The sequence below is a fragment of the Mesorhizobium sp. M0047 genome (assembly GCF_040323315.1).
Taxonomy (GTDB): domain Bacteria; phylum Pseudomonadota; class Alphaproteobacteria; order Rhizobiales; family Rhizobiaceae; genus Mesorhizobium.
The window spans coordinates 1-16,799 of the sequence record NZ_JAMYUW010000048.1; the positions used below are offsets into that span (position 1 = coordinate 1).

A 16,799-nucleotide genomic window follows, 5' to 3' on the forward strand; every position below is an offset into this window, starting at 1 on the left:
TGGGCTGAAATCCAGCCAGACGGCTCTATCAACGGACAAATCTGCTTCCAACGCGGCGACGAAGCAGACTTCATCGCCCGCAAATGGACTTCTTCAACAGCCTGCTAAGTCAGGCCGCGGATAGTCTATCCAGGCTGAGCTTACCGTTTTGTAAGCCAAGTCACACGAACGTGCTGAAGGCATTGCATAATCTCGCCACTGTTCCCGCCCAATTTGCGATTATCCCGCCAATTGTCCCCGGAAGCAGATGTTGCAGACCTCACCCGTGCCGTTCCGCTCTATCCTGGTCATCCAAACGAAGTTCATCGGAGATCTCGTCCTCGCCTCGACATTTGCAGAAAACCTGCGGCTCGAATTCCCCGGCGCCAAAGTCGTATTTCTGTGCGAGGCTAGCTTCGAGAGCTTCGTGATCGCTCATGGCATCGCTTCGGAGGTGGTCACGTTTCGGCGCGCCCGTATGCGCGGCACTAACCTCGAGCGCGGGAAAGAGCTTTACGCCATGGTGCGGGCGTTACGCCGGTTCCGTTTCGACCTGACGATCGACCTGACCGATTCAAAGACGTCGCGCATTGTCAGCGGGCTCGTCAACGCAAAGACCCGCGTCGGCTACAATCCTTCCGAAAGACCCTTGCGTATGCTGGAGCGCCAGCCCGCCAATATCTTTGCCAAGCCCTACGGCTTTGATGGCCAGCATTTTCTGTACCGCTACCTCTCGCCGCTCGAAGCGCTCGGCATTGAACTCCGCAAGGTGATTCCGAGCCTTCAGCCGCTGCCGCTGGAGACGGCGAAAGCATTGGCGCTGCTGGGCAAGCACCACCTGCGGCCAAACGCCTTCATCGCCGTGCATGCAGGTGCAAGCTTCGAGGGGCGACGCTGGCAGCCCGAGCGGTTTGCCGCTGCGATCGGCGAGATTATGGGCGAAACCGATCTGGACGTCGTCCTGGTGGGCGGCCCGGACGAGCGGGAGATTGCCGAACGTATCGTCGCCGGGACCGCGCCGTCGGTCGTCAATCTCGTCGGGGACCTGTCGCTCGAAAGTCTGCTGGCGGTGCTGAAGCAGGCCCGGCTGTTTCTCGGCAACGAGAGCGGCCCGATGCACATGGCTGCCGCCACCGGAACCCCGGTTGTCGGGCTGTTCGGTTTGACGCGTCCGTCGCGCTGGGGTCCTGTCGGCGTGCCCAGCATCTCGCTCCAGCCGCCGATGCCTTGCAACTGCCTGGCCAAGGGCCTCTGCCGCGCGCCGGATCCCAGCAAGGCCTGCTGCGTCTGGGGCCTGGAGGTCAAGCCGGTTGTCGACGCGGTGCGCGAGGTTCTTTCGCGCACCGAAATGAAGCTAGGACGCGCCATCTGACATCGTCGTCGCGCAGCCAACCGCTATCGCCGCAATGGCCTTTTCACCACACGAACGGTCAAATTGTCGCGACAGCCACTTTCCTGCTATCCACCATCCCGATTTCCGCCTTCATGCGGGTCTTGGCATGCCGGCTTGAAACGACCGGTCAGGAATTAGGTTTGATGCGCCTGCTGCGAAAAAATCTCTGCATGATCGCCATGTCGTTGGCGATGGTATCCGCCGGCCATGCCGCGCCGCTCGTCGAGCCCACGCTGCACATCAGGGCGGAGACGAGCGGAGCCGGCCGGGTTGCGCTCACGCTCGATGCCTGCGGCGGACAGACCGACAACCGGATTCTTTCGGCTTTAGTGGAAAACAAGATCCCCGCCACCATTTTCGTGACCGGCATCTGGCTGAAGCGAAACGCCGCTGCCGTCGGGATCATGCGCGCCCATCCCGATCTGTTCGAGCTTGAAAATCACGGCGGCCATCATATCCCGGCGGTCGATACGCCAAGGAAGATCTACGGCATCCGCAGCGCCGGCAGCCCAGATGCGGTGCTGGCCGAGGTCGAATCGGGTGCCGCCGCTCTTGCCGGGACCGGCGAGCCGGCGCCGAAATGGTTTCGGGGCGCAACCGCCGAATACAGCCCGTCGGCAATCGCCATGATCCGCAAGCTTGGTTTCAAGATCGCGGGCTTCTCGATAAACGGCGACGGCGGTTCATTGCTTGGCGCCAAGGAGACCGCGCGGCGCATTGCGGTGGCCAAGGACGGTGACGTGATTATCTCGCACATCAACCAGCCGACCCATGCCGCCGGCGAAGGCGTGGTGCAGGGGCTCCTGGCGCTCAAGGCCAAGGGCCTGACCTTTGTGCGGCTCGACGATGCCAATGCCGATGGCATTGGCGATCACGGCACCACCGACTGACCGGTGCATTGATATTCAGGTGATGCCGGCCTGCGAATGTTGGTTTCCTGCGCTTCCGGTACTCACGGACCAAAAGTCCGCTCCGTTCCGGTTCTCGGAACCCAGCATTCTCGACTAGGCCTGACCTGAATCTCAACGCACCTCACGCCGAGTTCGCCTGGGTTCGAAAGTCGGTCAGTCCGGTTTGGCTTCGATCGTGACCTTGCTGGCATAGAACGCGCCGTGGTTGCGGATCTCAGCCATTTCGTCGAAAGGATGCTCGTAGGCCCACATTGCGTTCTGGCCGGTTTCGCCGGCAGGCAGCACGCTCCAATAGCTTGCATCGCCCTTGTAGGGGCAATGGGTCGAGTGTTCGGTGCCGGCGAGCTTGCCGAAATCGATGTCGGCGAACGGAATGTAGAAGACCGCGGGATAGGGGGGCTCACTCAGCACCTTGGCCCTCGTGGATGAAGCGATGACCGTGTCTCCGGCGCGCACGGTGACTGTGCCGGCAAACGGCTCGATGGTGATGACTTTGTCGGGATTGCGTTGAAAACCGGGGGCGGGGTTGGTGATCTGGTCCATGCGGGTCTCCTTGCGTCGATTTTTCAGATGTGTCGCGCAAGGGCATTGTTCAAGGCCGGCGGTGGCCATGCACCACGCAGGCCCCAATCGGCCGAAAAAGACGGATCGTGCCTCCGAAGCAAATTGAAATACCTGTCGCCAGCAATCAGGCGGCGGCCTTGAACACGTCCATGAGACCGGCATAGGCAGCAGCGATGCCGGCGACCGGGTTGCTGCTCCTCGACGCGGTTTCGACCTTCAATGGGCCGCCGCCGGTCGGCAGGGTGAGCAGCAGGAACTGGCGATTGCCGCCGTCGCCGACGGATGCGGCCGCGACATGCTGGCCTTCGCCGTGGTTCTGGACGCACATCTTGAACAGCAGCGTGCCGCCGACCGCTTCGAGCGCGCCGCCGACAACTTCGACAAATTCGTCTTCGGAAACAGTCTTTGCGTCTGGCACCAGATCGGTCAGACTTTCGGCAAGCGTACTCTCGAGGGTCTTGTCGTCGAGTTGCGCGTCCATGCGAACCTCTTTCAGTCGCCAATCGCTCCCTTGCCCGTTAACGAAGCTTAACGCCGAGGATGGCCGGATTGTGGCGGTTTTCCACCAATGCAGCGCTCGACCGTCATGGCGGCTGGACAATCCGGCGGTTCGCTCCACAATGGCCCGAAAAGCGCACACAAAAGCGCGAAGGGAGGATCGAATGCTGGGATTGATGCAGGAATGGCCGCTGCTTTGCCACAAGCTCATCGACAATGCCGAGCGGCAGCATGGCGTGCGCGAGATCGTGTCGCGATCGATCGAGGGGCCGATCGTGCGCACCACTTACGCCGACATCCATCGTCGCGCCCTGAAAGTCGCCCAGCGGCTGGAGCGTGATGGCTATCGCCTGGGCGATCGCATCGCTACGCTCGCCTGGAACACCGCGCGCCACATCGAGGCCTGGTATGGCATCATGGGCATCGGCGCCATCTACCACACACTCAATCCGCGGCTGTTTCCCGAGCAGATCGTCTGGATCATGAACCATGCCGAGGACAAGGCTGTCTTCGTCGACCTGACCTTCCTGCCGCTGCTCGAGAAGATCGCCGGCGTCGTCAAGTCGCTGAAACGGGTGGTCGTGCTGACCGACAAGGCGCACCTGCCTCAGACGACACTGCCCAACGTGGTCGCCTACGAGGACTGGCTAAACGAGGCGGATGGCGACTTCGCCTGGAAGAGCTTCGACGAAGGCACCGCCGCCGGCATGTGCTACACGTCGGGGACCACGGGCGATCCGAAGGGCGTCGTCTACAGCCATCGTTCGAACGTGCTGCACGCCATGATCGCTGCCATGCCCGATGCCATGGGCCTGTCGTCGCGTGATACGATCTTGCCGGTCGTGCCGATGTTCCACGCCAATGCATGGGGGCTTGGCCAGAGCGGACCGATGATCGGCGCCAAGCTGGTCATGCCTGGCTGCAAGATGGATGGCGCCTCGATCTACGAACTGCTCGACACCGAGAAGGTGACCTTCAGCGCCGCCGTGCCGACCGTCTGGATGATGCTGCTGCAGCATCTGGAGGAGACCGGCAAGAAGCTTCCCTATCTCAACAAGGTCGTCATCGGCGGCTCGTCCTGCCCGCGCGCGATCATGTCCAAGTTTCAGCAGAACTATAATGTCCAGGTCATCCATGCCTGGGGCATGACCGAAATGTCACCGCTCGGCACGCTGTGCACCTTGAAGCCGGACTATGCCGGGCTTGAGGGTGATGCCCGGCTCGATGTCCAGCAGAAACAGGGCTATCCGCCCTTCGGCGTCGAGATGAAGGTGACCGATGACGACAACAAGGAACAGCCTTGGGACGGCAAGACATTTGGCCGCCTGAAAGTGCGCGGACCGGCCGTTGCCCGCGCCTATTACGGCGGTGCGGGCCCAGAACAGTTCGACGAGGACGGCTGGTTCGACACCGGCGACGTCGCTCACATCGACGCCGGCGGCTATATGCAGATCACCGATCGCGCCAAGGACGTCATCAAATCCGGGGGCGAATGGATTTCAACCATCGACCTCGAGAACCTGGCTGTCGGCCACCCCGATGTCGCCGAGGCTGCAGCCATCGGCGTTTGTCATTCGAAATGGGGCGAGCGGCCGTTGCTGGTCATTGTCCGCAAGCCGGGCAAGGAACCGACCAAAGCGGACATTCTCGGCTTCATGGACGGCAAGGTTGCCAAATGGTGGATGCCGGACGATGTCGCCTTCGTCAGCGAAATTCCACACACCGCCACCGGCAAGATCCAGAAGATCACCTTGCGCCAGCAATTCAAGGACTATCGCTTGCCGACGGATTGACGGGATGTCGCGCGTTTCGGCTTCAAGTGGCCGCAAAAAGGCACTAGAGCAATTCAAGGAAAAGCGCATAGCGTTTTCCCTTGGGATTGCGTCAAAACAAGGCGATGGAGCGGTTTGCCGGGTCCGCGAAACGGTGAACCGTTCTAAGTCTCCGTTCGGGTAGGGGCAGCACAGAAGACGATGGTTAGCATTCCTGATCGGCAAACGTCGAGGGCGGCCGGCTGGTCGCGGCGCACGGCCGCTTTTTCGGCGGTGCTGCTGCTGACCGTTTTCGTCGGCCACCGCTTTGACCTCGTCGAAACACCGGCCTTCCTGTGGGTGCTGGGCATTGTCGCGTTGCTGGCGGCCTTGGCGCTGTTGTTTGCCGGATTCGCCTTTTCGAGGCTCTGGAACTTCGGCGACCGCGGCGGTCGCGACCTGACGGTCGGCGCCCTCCTGGCGCTGCTGGTGCTCGCACCTTACGGCGTCGCCGCCTACTGGGCGACAATCTACCCGCCGCTCAGGGATATCTCGACGGATTTCGACGAGCCGCCGGCGCTCGACGTGGGTGACCGGACGAAAGAAATGAACGTGCTTTCCCCGTCGACGCCTGGCGAACAGCGGCTGCAGACCGATAGCTATCCGCTGGTCAGTGCACGCAGCTACGCCCTGCCATTCGAGACTGTCGTCAATGCCGTCGAAACCGTCCTTGACCGGCGCGATTGGGATTTGTCCGAACCCTATCCTGACCTCGCCGGGCAAAACGATGTCACCATCACCGCCGTCGCCAAGGGGTTCGTGATCGGTCTTCCGGCCGACGTTGCGATCCGCGTGACCGACGATGGCGATGCGGTCATCGTCGATATGCGGTCAGCTTCGCGATACGGCCGCTTCGATCTCGGCGACAACGCCGCGCGCATCGTCGATTTCCTCGCCGAACTCGACCAGGAAGTCGCCGGTCAGGTTGGTGCGGCGCCCGCCGAGTGATGTTCAGAACTTGTTAGGCGGATCCGCCTGTCGCCGTGGAGATTCGGCTTGAGCCTGCTGCCGACTATTCGGCGGGCTCGTATCTGCCCTGCAGCAAGATCGCCGCCGACGGCCCAAGCGGATTGACGATCCGACTCTCCAGGACTTCGATAAGCTTGCGTCCAACCGCCGCCATATCTACGAAATGAACACCGATCTTTGCCGGCAGGAAGCGTGCCAGCCGCGTGCTGTCACGACTGACAATGTGGACGTCGTTGCCTGGCACGAGACCTCTTCTGCCAAGAGCATGTAACGCTCCTAGAAGGCCCAGTTCGTTGGCGCATGCCAGGCCTGTCGGCGGATCTGACGACGCCAGCATGCGATCGAACCAGGCCGCACTCAATTCCATCGTGAACATACCATGACCGATCAGTGATTGGTCGATTGGGATGCCGGCCTCGGCCATTGCCCTTCCATACCCGGAAAGACGCATGGCACTCGTCTGATCTTCCGGAACGAGAAGTTGCAGTGCAATGCGTCGACAGCCCTTTTCCATCAGCCGCAGGGTCGCCTCGTAGGCGATCTGTTCGTTGTCGATATCAACATAAGGATATGCGACATCCACGTCGGTTCTTCCGAACGCGACAAATGGCATGCGTTGATCCAGCAGCAGCTTGACGCGCGGATCGCCCGACACCATGCGCGTGATGATCAGTCCGTCTGTGCTGCGCGCCTGAAGCTGCCGCTGCACACTCTCAACGGGATCGTCGTCGGGAGTCGTGGAATAAATGGACACACTATAACCGGCTCGCCGGGCAGCCAGCGTCATGCCTTCGATCAAGGGAAGCTTCAACAGATCGGACAGATGGTCTCGTGTCTCCATCGGGAGCACTGCCGTCAGCGTCAGTGTCCGACCGGTTTTCAGCGCACGACCATGATGATCTGGCACATAGCCAACCCGCTTAGCCACCTCCTTGACGCGGGCTATGGTCGAGGGCTGTACTTCCGGCCCATCCTTCAGAGCGCGTGACACCGTGGTCACCGACAGGGAAAGTTCCGCCGCTATCTGCTTTAGGTTGGCCATTGTTCGCCCGACTTCGAAAGCGCCGGCTGATTGCTGACCTCCATAGCGTTACCGGATTCGACATCCCGGTCAATCTGGAACTCCCGTGGAAAGCAGCTTGACTCCCTTGCATTAAGGTGAAATCGTAACGTTACGATTACAAATAAACGGGCCTTTCAGGCACCATTCGTAAAAGATTGGGGAGGAGAACCTATGTCTTGGCTACGCATTTCCTTAACAGCATTCGCAATCTCGGCAGCCTTGCCCGTCCATGCCCAATCAGTCACCATCACGACCGCGGGCGGCGACTATGGCAACGCCATGAAGGAGGCCATGTGGGCCCCTGCTGCAAAAGAGCTTGGCTATGATGTCCGTGAGGAGACCCTAAGCGACGGCTTGGCCGCCCTGAAGATGCAGGTCACCTCGGGTGCGGTCACAACCGACGTCATTCACCTGGGCTCACCGGAAGGCGCGCAGGCCGCCGCACAATCGCTGCTGGAGCCGCTCGACTACAAGATCATCGACCCAAAGGCCGTGCCGGCTGGCGCAAAGTCCGACTACTGCTATCCGTTCGACTCCTATGGCACCGTCTTGTCGTGGAACACCAAGACCTATGGCGAGAACCCGCCGAAGACATGGGCGGAGTTCTGGGACGTTGCCAAATTTCCTGGCCGTCGTGCGCTGCGTGCCAATGCCCAAGACTCGATTGAGATCGCGCTGCTCTCCGATGGCGTGGCACCGGCGGACGTCTATACCGTTCTCAGCACGCCGGAGGGTCTGGATCGCGCCATCAAGCGGCTTGAAGCAATCAAACCAAATGTCGCCGTGTGGTGGACCTCGGGAGCGCAGTCGGCGCAGTTGCTGAAAGATGGTGAGGCGGATTTGGTCGTTACCTGGAACGGGCGGGCCCAAACCGTGAAAGCGGATGGCGGCGCGGCTGACTACACGTTCAAGGGTTCGGTCATTGGCACCGACTGTCTTGCGGTGCCGAAGGGGGCGCCGAACAAGGAAGCAGCCATGAAGCTCATCGCGGCGATGACACAGCCCGCGCGCGTGGCGAAGCTGACCGACTTCATAGCCTATGGCCCGGTCAATCCTGCTGGCTATGAGGGTGGCCTTATTCCCGAGGACCGTCTGAAGACCCTTGCGACCGCGCCTGAAAATGCCGGCACTTCGGTGTTTTCGAATTCAGAATGGTGGGTCAAGAACGGTGAGGCTGCCCAAAAAGCCTTCGATGAGATGATGGCCCGCTGAGTCTCAGCTGTAAGACTGGAGCAGATGATGGAGTCGCTCCCGATCACCATCGACAGCGTCAGCAAGTCTTACGGGACCTACGTCGCACTGGATGATGTTTCGCTCGACATTCAAGCTGGCGAATTCCTCACGCTGCTAGGGCCATCGGGATCGGGCAAGACCACGTTACTCATGGCTCTGGCCGGTTTTGTCCGGCCGGATTCCGGCAAACTCTTGTTGGGGGATCGGGACATCACCCGCCTGGCCCCCAACAAGCGGGACATCGGCATAGTGTTCCAGAACTACGCCCTGTTCCCCCACATGAACGTTCTGGCGAATGTCGCGTATCCGTTGGCGCTGCGAAAGATGCCGAAGGCGGAGGCCCGTCGGCGAGCGCTTGAAACATTGGCCCGCGTGAAACTGGAAGGTCTGTCGGAGCGCAACATTGCCGCATTGTCCGGCGGTCAGCGCCAGCGGGTGGCGCTGGCACGGGCAATCGTCTTCGAGCCACGTGTGATGCTGATGGACGAGCCGTTGTCGGCGCTCGACAAGAACCTGCGCGAAACCATGCAGTACGAGATCCGGCGTCTGCATGACGATCTGGGGATCACCACGATCTATGTGACGCATGACCAGCGCGAAGCGCTGATCATGTCAGACCGGATTGCGGTGATGAATTCCGGCCGCATCCAGCAGATCGACACGCCGCAGCGGATTTATGATCGCCCATCGACCCGCTTCGTCGCGGAGTTCATGGGTGAGGCCAACATTGTGGCCCCAGGCCTGGTGCGCAGAATCGATGGCGCCGATGCGTCGCGCGCCACTTTGATGATCCGCGCGGAAAGCTTCCATCTTGATGAGAAGCTCGTCGGGCGAGACGGGATAGCGCTCGAAGGAACACTGTGCGCCAAGGCGTTTCGCGGGGAGAACTGGCTTCTTACCCTTGTGCTGGATGGCGGCGGGCAAGAGGTTCTCGTCTGCATTCCGGCAGCCTTGGCCAGCGGCTGCGGCGAGCTTTCCACCGGCCAGCGGGTGACCGCCTATGCGCCGGCATCGAAAGTTCACCCGTTACCGGAAACGATAGCGTGACCGCGACCGCGGATCCCGCACTCGCGGCAGACGCCCTGCGCGAGCGGCGGTTCTTCCTGTCGCTTTCGCTGCCAGCGTTGTTCATCGTTGGACTGGCGGCGATATTGCCTATCCTGTGGATCATCCGGCAATCCTTCCTGACCACGGGAGGCGAATACACTTTCGGCAATTACGAGAAGGTGCTTTCGAGCGGGCTGACATGGTCGGCACTCGTCACAACCCTTGAGCTATCCTTGGCCACGCTGGCGATCTGCATTCTTCTCGGCACCCCGCTGGCGCTCGCTCTGGCCAGCGCCAGACCAAGGGTCGCCAACGTGCTGATGGCTTTCGTCATGCTGCCATTATGGACCTCGATCCTGGTGCGCACCTATGGCTGGCTAGTGCTCTTGCGGCGCGATGGCCTGATCAACGCGGCTTTGACAGGTTCAGGCCTGACAGCGGAGCCATTGCCGCTGGTCTACAACTTCACGGGAACGCTCATCGGCATGGTTCACTACATGCTGCCGCTCTTTCTGCTGCCCGTTTATGCCGCGATGCGCGATATCGACGCAAACCTCATTCGCGCGTCGTCGAGCATGGGAGCCTCTCTCGGGCAAGTGATCCGCACAGTCATTTTGCCTCTTTCGGCCGGCGGCATCTTCTCGGGTTCGACCATCGTCTTCATCTACACCATAGGGTTTTTCATCACACCGGCGGTGCTTGGCGGCGGCAAGGTAAATCCTCTCTCTACCCGGATCGAGCGCACGCTATCGACCTTTCAGGATTGGGGTTCCGCGAGCGTCTTGGGCATTCTGCTCCTCATTGTCATGGCGATGATCGGGGTGATGTTCCTGGCGGCACGGCGACTGTCGACGCGCAACGGTGCGGCCCATGCTTGAGGCCTATCCGGACAACAGGCTGTCCCGCATTTTTCTGTGGGGCTTTTCCGCACTCGTAATGGCGTTTTTGATGTTGCCAACGCTCGTGGTCGTGCCGCTGTCCTTTTCGGCGTCCAATCTTCTCGAGTTCCCGCCGCGCGCATACTCGTTGCGCTGGTACGAGACTTTCTTCGGTTCGGCGACATGGATGGCCGCACTCAGGACGAGCCTCATCCTTGGGACATTGACGGCGATGGTCGCAGTGCCTCTGGGGCTGCTGGCCTGCATTTCGATAAATCGGCTTGGCGGAAAGGCCGCGGTAACCATTCAGGGCGTCCTGCTCACCCCGTCCATTGTGCCGGGCATCCTGCTTGCGATCGGTCTCTTCTTTGTTCTGGCGGCGCAACGGCTGGTCGGGACGCTGTTCGGTGTGCTGGTTGGACATGTCGTGCTGGCCATTCCGGTCGCATGCATTGTGTTGTTGCCCGCCCTGGCCCGCTTTGACTGGAACCAGGTTCAGGCGGCTCGTAGCCTCGGTGCGAACTGGGCCAGAGCTATTGGCGGAATAATTGTTCCCCAACTTCAGATCAGTTTGCCGTCGGCGACATTGATGGCGTTTCTGACTTCGCTTGATGAGTCTGTGATTTCAATCTTCATCTCAAGTGGTCGCAACAGCACGATGCCGAAGCTTATGTTCCTATCGCTGCGCGATCAGATCGATCCGACCATTGCGGCGATCTCGACATTGTGGACCGCCATCGTCGTGGCCGTCGTCCTGATCGTGACCCTTCGCCGAAAATCCTGACCGAGACTGGAAACATGCCTACAAATCATCACCCAGCCGCCGATCTGGCGTATCAATCAACGGACATACCTCAGGTAGGGTTGGCCATCATCACCGGCTCTGCAAACTGGGGGCTTGCCTTCCCGGAAGATGTCGAAGTCGATGGTGTGCGCACTTTGCGGCGCGACATGAGTTTTGAAACGCCTTTCGGTCGCTCCGACAACTGGAAGCTTCTCGAGTTCGATGCGTCGATTACAGCTGAAGGTAAAACGAAACGTGCATTGTGCATGTATTCGCACGGCAATCCCCGAGACCATATCGACCATTCCTGCCATCGCCGCGCGTTCTGGGTCCTGATGAACGCGGGTGTACGACAAGTGCTCGCCTGCTCGACCGTCGGCGCCGTCAACAAGGCGATCCAGCCCGGAGACATGGTGGTGAGCGCCGATATCATCGAACTGTCGCAGACCCCGTTTTCACTGCTGCCTGGCCGCCAGAGCTTCGACTGCTCGGGCAAGCAGATCGTATGTCCAAGATGTGCGGCGTTGCTGGCCGAGACCGCCCGGCGCCATTGGCCTGCCGAATGCCGGGTCCATGGCATCGAACAGCAGTTGGTCGCTGCCCACTGCTACGGGCCGCGATTGACAACCCCCGCTGAAGCTCTGGCGTATCGGAACATGGGAGCGGACGTGCTCAACCATTCAATTGCCCCTGAGGCAACCTTGTCGCGCGAGATCGGCGCGTGTTTCGTGCCATGCGCGTTCGTGACCGCAGGTTTCAACGACTATATGGACCGCAACCGCCAGGAATTGTTGCAGGAGCACGTGTTGCCGAGCCTTTCCATGACAGCCTCGCGGGTTGCGCTGGAGACCGCGGCACGTCTTCCGGCTAACCCTGAATGCTCTTGCCAGGGCTTGAAGTCGCCCCAACCGGCCGCGCGCTCCAGCCGTTTCTAGCGTACGAGAGCACGGATGAACTCGTGCCCGGGTTCTAACCCGCCGGCACAAAGATACCGGTGATAGCCGGGTCGCCGTCAGTGCTGACAAGACTGCGCGCCACCAGGTCCTCGAGATGAGCAAGCACCGACAATCCGGCGGCGCCATGCAGCCGCGGGTCGGTATCGCTGTAGATCGCCTTGACCATATCCACGATCGTCCGGTCGCCCGCTCTGACCCGCTCCAGTATGGCGCGCTCGCGCATCTTGCGGTGCGTCTTCAGGCCGCGCATGAAAGCGCGCGGTGCGGTCACCGCCCCGCCATGTCCTGGCAACAGCAAACGGTCACCACGTTCGATCAGCCGGTCCAGCGAGGCCATATAGTCGGCCATCGCCCCATCCGGCGGGGCGACGATGGAGGTTGCCCAGGCCATCACATGGTCGGCCGAAAACAGGATGCCGGTTCCTTCCAGAGCGAACACCGCGTGATTGGCGGTGTGGCCCGGGGTCAGAACGGTCCTGATCGACCAGCCGTCGCCGTCGACTACCTCGTCGTCGGAAAGCGTGATGTCGGGGGCGAAAGCCATGTCGGCGCTGGCGTCGAGCGCATTGGTCTCACCGATATGCAGCGGTCTTGCAGGGCGATGCGGTCCCTCTGCCAGCACCACGGCGCCGGTGCGCTCTTTCAGCCGGGCCGCCAGCGGTGAGTGGTCGCGGTGCGTGTGGCTGACGAGGATATGACTGACCGGCCGGCCTGCGATCACGTCAAGCAGGGTCTGCAGATGCGCCTCGTCGTCCGGGCCCGGATCGATCACGGCCAGCGTATCGTTGCCAACGATGTAGCTGTTGGTGCCGTGAAAGGTGAAGGGGCTCGGATTGCGGGCCGTGATGCGCTGGATGTCGGGCGCGACGCTTACCCCTTTGCCATAAAGGGGATCGAAGCTGGTATCGAACTTGAGTGCCATGGCGGATGCATCGGTGCCTTGTTTCAGGAACGGCAAAACCGATTGCCGCATAACACGCAAGCCAATATAGGAGAACGTGAGGCCGCGAACATCGGATAGCGGCAACCGGATTGGGGAAATACCATGGCAATTGCAACAACGACGCGTCCGCTTGTTTCTCTGGCTCTGCCGCAAAATGGCGCGGCGCGGCTGGCAACGCAGCTTTTCCTGGCGATCGCTGGAACGCTGCTGCTGACTCTGTCGGCCAAGACCAAGGTGATGCTCGGGCCAGTCGATATTTCGATGCAGACGCTGGCCGTGCTGCTGATCGCCGCCGCCTTCGGTATGCGTCTCGGCGTCGCCACCCTACTGCTCTACATGGCGGAGGGCGCCATGGGCTTCCCTGTCTTCCAGAGCACCCCGGAGAAGGGCATCGGCATTGCCTACATGCTCGGCTCGACCGGCGGTTATCTCGCAGGCTTCGTCGTCATGGCAGCGATTGTCGGCTGGGCCGCGGATCGCGGTTGGGACCGCCATCCGATCAAGCTTTTCAACGCGATGCTGGTTGCTGAAATCGTCATGATGGCCATGGGCTTCGCCTGGCTGGCGCTGCTGATCGGCCCGGAAAAGTCGTGGCAGTTCGGCGTTGTGCCCTTCATCGTTGGCGACCTGATCAAGGTGGCGCTCGCGGCAAGCCTAGTACCGGCCGTGTGGTCGTTGCTGAAGCGCGGCTGAAACGCGAGCGGGTAGGTGCCGGCGGCTTGAGCGGTCAAGCCCGGCTGGAGCACGGCACTTGGCGGACTTCGGCCTGGTGTCCGCCAAGTGACCTCACCTAGCTTTCCAGAAACAGCTTCGGAAACAGCGTATCCAATGCATGGGCCGGGAAGCGTAGCGACACCGGACCTTTGGGTGTTTCCGACGCCAACAGACCGAGCGCGATCACCTCGTTGAACACGCGACGCGCCGTGCGCTCGGGCAGTCCGCTAATGCGCGATGCTTCGCCGCGTTCAAATTCACCGCGCATTAGCGCTGCCTCCAGGAAGCGGCCGGCTTCGGGTTTCAGGCCACTGAGCTCGACATAGCGATGCAGCCGCTTCGCGAGCGTGTCGAGATCGAACAAGCCGGTCATTAAGTTCACCTGATCGATGCATACCTGCATGAACCAAAGCGAAAAGTCGCCAAGCGCGCGCTCGGAGAGGTTGCCCCGTCCGTCGAGATCACCCTGGCGGGGCATATCGGCATGATCCATCATGCGCTTGTAGTCCGTGCGGCTTTTCATTCCGCGCGCCAGACCGCGTGAGATCGACCACAGCCCATGCGCGGCGATCCCGGCTTCATGGGCCATGGCGTGGCTCATCAAACGGCTGACGCGGCCGTTGCCGTCGGGGAACGGGTGAATGAAGTTGAAACGATGATGCGCGGCGGGAATGGCCAGGATCCGCCCGGCTTTGCCCAGCCTATCGAAGCGATAGCGCATGGCAAAATGCTGCATGAAATCGTCGACGTGCTTGCTCGAAGGCGGCTCATGGCGGCCGACGGCGACGTCATGCTCTGGCTTCGATCGCCACTCGCCTGGCGCCATGACGAATTCACGGCCGGCACCCTTGACAGTCAGCATGGGCGCTTCCGCATCGCGGTAAAATTCCGCGTGCAGCCATCGCAGAAACTTGGTGGATGCAGGCTCAGGCAACCGCTTCTCGGCGGCCATACGGTCGATCTCAGCTTGCAGGCGAACATGGGCGGCCGCCTCTAGCTGCAAGTTACGGCGGTTCTCGTCTCGATCGAAATTTCCTGCCAGCGCCCGCTCGATGTCGCGGGGGCGCGTATCATGGCCCTCGATCAGGTTGCTGTAGTAGGTGTTCATGATGCGTACCAGATCGGCGAGGTTGGCAGCGGTACGTGGGTGCAGGCTTTGGCCCAAAATGGCTGACGTGGCCGATAGTTCCGCCAGCGCATCCGATATAGGTTCGGATACATCGGTCAGGCGTGCCGGTTCGATACGCTGTACGCTTTCCATGGTTGGCCGATCTTGGCTTCCGCTAAATGCATAAATATAAAGATATATTTCAAATTTGCCAAGATATTTGGCCGATCTTCTGGCCGATCATCGGCACCCTGCCGGCTTCGCTCGCCATCGGCGTCACGACGACGCCAAGATCCAGCGGCTTCGGGAACACAAGATTCCTCGCCCCGAAACCGATCTGCCCAAGCTCCAGCGCGCCTCGCACGGAGAACTGCACCTTATCATTACCTCTATAATCCTGGCATCGACGTTCCGTGCAGAGCGGCTTTTCTGAAGCGTAAAAGCAATGCTGTTGATCAAGACTTCAGCTAACTATTGATATGAAATAGATACTTGCTAGCGGAGACGAAGTGTTGTAGCCATTGCTCTTCGACTGTGTCGGATCGCCGGGGGGTGAGATGTTCGATTCGTTCTACGAACGAACGGGTAGGTCAGATGCAGAATCGCGCTGGCCCGTGGCAGCAACTTCGGGGCAAGGGGCAAGGCGTTGAATGTCGCGGCTTCAACTATTGTCGGAAGCCGGCATTTCCTGTTCAGGATTCGATTTCAGCTGCTTGGCGGACTGACATTCGCGATTTTTGCCCCAGCCATTATCCGGATTGTCTTCAATCCTGAGTTTATCTATTCGGCATACCTTCAGGTAACGGTGACTGCCGCGGCGATTGCGCACCTTGCGGGTTTCCTCTCCTATCGCCGCATCGGAAATTTCCCGGGAGTGGCCGCGGCAAGCTACATCTTGCCGACATTTGCCTTGTCCTACGGGGCTGTCTTCCTGACCATCTTCTTTTTCCGGTTCGAGTACAGCCGGTTCCAGGCCGCCGCAAGTTTCACGCAGTCCACGCTCTGGTATTTCGGCCTGAGCCTGTTGACGCGGCGTCTCGACCCACACCGGCTCGTCGTGATTCCCGGCGGAGATGTCGAGCGTCTCAAGACCTTGCCCGGGGTGCACTGGTTCTGGATCAAGTCAACCAGCACGGTCATTGAAACAGCCAGCGGCGTGGTCGTCGATCTGCGTGCCGATCTTGGCGCGGAATGGGAGCGGTACATCGCCGATCGGGCCCTTTCGGGAACGCCCGTATACCATGTCAAGCAAGTCAGGGAATCGTTGACCGGTCGGGTCGAGATCGAGCATCTGTCCGAAAACACGCTTGGCTCCCTCAACCCGAACCAGGCCTATCTTAAGATCAAGCAGGCGGCCGACTGGATTTCCGCGTTTGTCTTGGTTGTCGCCCTTTCCCCCGTGCTGGCGGCGATAGCGCTGCTGATCCGGCTGGACTCAGAGGGTCCCGTGCTGTTTCGCCAGCAACGCATGGGGTACCGGGGCAATATCTGCACGGTCTACAAGTTTCGCTCGATGCGGCAACATGGCGAGGCCGGTAGCGACAGGGAGGAGGCGATCACCAAGCGCGACGACGATCGCATCACCCGCGTCGGACGTTTCCTGCGAAAATTCAGGCTCGATGAGTTGCCGCAGGCCATCAACATTCTACGTGGTGAAATGAGCTGGATCGGGCCGCGGCCGGAAGCCGTCGTGCTGTCGCAGTGGTACGAGACTGAGTTGCCGTTCTACCGCTACCGGCACATTGTCAGGCCAGGTATAAGCGGCTGGGCACAAGTAAATCAAGGGCATGTAGCCGCCGTCGATGACGTTATGGAAAAATTACACTACGACTTCTATTACATAAAGAACTTTTCACCCTGGCTTGATGTTCTGATAACGCTCAAGACCACGAAAACAATGCTCACCGGGTTTGGCGCGCGATAGCCCAATGCGAAGCATGAATCTGAA

Annotated in this window: 17 protein-coding genes; 11 read left to right on the plus strand and 6 right to left on the minus strand. The window is 60.5% G+C overall.

Features of this window, described 5'->3' with window-relative positions; all coding sequences use genetic code 11:
- Window positions 1-247: 247 nt before the first annotated feature.
- Window positions 248-1,351 (plus strand): glycosyltransferase family 9 protein, encoded by a 1,104-nt coding sequence (locus NKJ89_RS30520; protein ID WP_352608048.1) that lies wholly within the window; start codon window positions 248-250, stop codon window positions 1,349-1,351.
- Between the two features lie 164 nt (window positions 1,352-1,515).
- Window positions 1,516-2,262: a polysaccharide deacetylase family protein gene (locus NKJ89_RS30525; protein ID WP_352608050.1), complete on the plus strand. Its 747-nt coding sequence runs from the start codon at window positions 1,516-1,518 to the stop codon at window positions 2,260-2,262.
- 174 nt (window positions 2,263-2,436) lie between these two features.
- On the opposite strand, the gene NKJ89_RS30530 is transcribed toward NKJ89_RS30525, so the two are convergent.
- Together NKJ89_RS30530 and NKJ89_RS30535 are read right to left on the minus strand one after the other, a co-directional pair.
- The gene (locus tag NKJ89_RS30530; RefSeq protein WP_352608052.1) at window positions 2,437-2,826 is read right to left on the minus strand and encodes a DUF427 domain-containing protein; all 390 of its coding nucleotides are present in this window, start codon (window positions 2,824-2,826) and stop codon (window positions 2,437-2,439) included.
- A gap of 145 nt (window positions 2,827-2,971) precedes the next feature.
- Complete coding sequence (locus NKJ89_RS30535) at window positions 2,972-3,328, minus strand: hypothetical protein (protein ID WP_352608054.1); 357 nt, start codon at window positions 3,326-3,328, stop codon at window positions 2,972-2,974.
- 181 nt (window positions 3,329-3,509) lie between these two features.
- On the opposite strand from NKJ89_RS30535, the gene NKJ89_RS30540 reads away from it, so the two are divergent.
- Both NKJ89_RS30540 and NKJ89_RS30545 read left to right on the plus strand, forming a co-directional pair.
- Window positions 3,510-5,138 (plus strand): fatty-acid--CoA ligase, encoded by a 1,629-nt coding sequence (locus NKJ89_RS30540; protein ID WP_352608057.1) that lies wholly within the window; start codon window positions 3,510-3,512, stop codon window positions 5,136-5,138.
- Window positions 5,139-5,318: 180 nt separating this feature from the next.
- Window positions 5,319-6,104 (plus strand): DUF1499 domain-containing protein, encoded by a 786-nt coding sequence (locus tag NKJ89_RS30545; protein WP_352608059.1) that lies wholly within the window; start codon window positions 5,319-5,321, stop codon window positions 6,102-6,104.
- 64 nt (window positions 6,105-6,168) lie between these two features.
- On the opposite strand, the gene NKJ89_RS30550 is transcribed toward NKJ89_RS30545, so the two are convergent.
- Complete coding sequence (locus tag NKJ89_RS30550; protein ID WP_352608061.1) at window positions 6,169-7,167, minus strand: LacI family DNA-binding transcriptional regulator; 999 nt, start codon at window positions 7,165-7,167, stop codon at window positions 6,169-6,171.
- Window positions 7,168-7,359: 192 nt separating this feature from the next.
- Between NKJ89_RS30550 and NKJ89_RS30555 the strand changes: the two genes are divergently transcribed.
- The 5 genes from NKJ89_RS30555 to NKJ89_RS30575 all read left to right on the plus strand — a co-directional run bounded on the left by NKJ89_RS30555 (window position 7,360) and on the right by NKJ89_RS30575 (window position 12,065).
- Entirely contained in the window at window positions 7,360-8,400 is a 1,041-nt protein-coding gene (locus NKJ89_RS30555; RefSeq protein ID WP_352608064.1) for an ABC transporter substrate-binding protein, read from the plus strand.
- A 27-nt stretch (window positions 8,401-8,427) separates the two neighbouring features.
- Window positions 8,428-9,468, plus strand: coding sequence for an ABC transporter ATP-binding protein (locus NKJ89_RS30560; RefSeq protein ID WP_352608140.1), 1,041 nt, complete (start codon window positions 8,428-8,430; stop codon window positions 9,466-9,468).
- Window positions 9,465-10,346 (plus strand): ABC transporter permease, encoded by an 882-nt coding sequence (locus tag NKJ89_RS30565; RefSeq protein WP_023760585.1) that lies wholly within the window; start codon window positions 9,465-9,467, stop codon window positions 10,344-10,346. Before NKJ89_RS30560 ends, NKJ89_RS30565 begins: the two co-directional genes overlap by 4 nt.
- Window positions 10,339-11,130 (plus strand): ABC transporter permease, encoded by a 792-nt coding sequence (locus NKJ89_RS30570; RefSeq protein ID WP_352608066.1) that lies wholly within the window; start codon window positions 10,339-10,341, stop codon window positions 11,128-11,130. The genes NKJ89_RS30565 and NKJ89_RS30570 overlap by 8 nt, the downstream gene beginning before the upstream one ends.
- 80 nt (window positions 11,131-11,210) lie before the next feature.
- Window positions 11,211-12,065, plus strand: coding sequence for a phosphorylase family protein (locus tag NKJ89_RS30575; RefSeq protein WP_245266743.1), 855 nt, complete (start codon window positions 11,211-11,213; stop codon window positions 12,063-12,065).
- Between the two features lie 34 nt (window positions 12,066-12,099).
- Here NKJ89_RS30575 and NKJ89_RS30580 read toward each other — a convergent pair whose 3' ends face one another.
- Window positions 12,100-13,008: an MBL fold metallo-hydrolase gene (locus tag NKJ89_RS30580; RefSeq protein WP_023760582.1), complete on the minus strand. Its 909-nt coding sequence runs from the start codon at window positions 13,006-13,008 to the stop codon at window positions 12,100-12,102.
- Between the two features lie 123 nt (window positions 13,009-13,131).
- Between NKJ89_RS30580 and NKJ89_RS30585 the strand changes: the two genes are divergently transcribed.
- Window positions 13,132-13,722: a biotin transporter BioY gene (locus NKJ89_RS30585; protein ID WP_352608068.1), complete on the plus strand. Its 591-nt coding sequence runs from the start codon at window positions 13,132-13,134 to the stop codon at window positions 13,720-13,722.
- 97 nt (window positions 13,723-13,819) lie between these two features.
- Here NKJ89_RS30585 and NKJ89_RS30590 read toward each other — a convergent pair whose 3' ends face one another.
- On the minus strand, window positions 13,820-15,004 hold the full coding sequence (locus NKJ89_RS30590; RefSeq protein WP_352608070.1) for a Fic family protein: 1,185 nt from the start codon (window positions 15,002-15,004) through the stop codon (window positions 13,820-13,822).
- 49 nt (window positions 15,005-15,053) lie between these two features.
- Window positions 15,054-15,227, minus strand: coding sequence for a hypothetical protein (locus tag NKJ89_RS30595; protein WP_352608072.1), 174 nt, complete (start codon window positions 15,225-15,227; stop codon window positions 15,054-15,056).
- Window positions 15,228-15,497: 270 nt separating this feature from the next.
- Here NKJ89_RS30595 and NKJ89_RS30600 point away from each other — a divergent pair, with 270 nt between their 5' ends.
- Complete coding sequence (locus NKJ89_RS30600) at window positions 15,498-16,775, plus strand: sugar transferase (RefSeq protein ID WP_352608073.1); 1,278 nt, start codon at window positions 15,498-15,500, stop codon at window positions 16,773-16,775.
- Window positions 16,776-16,799: the final 24 nt, after the last annotated feature.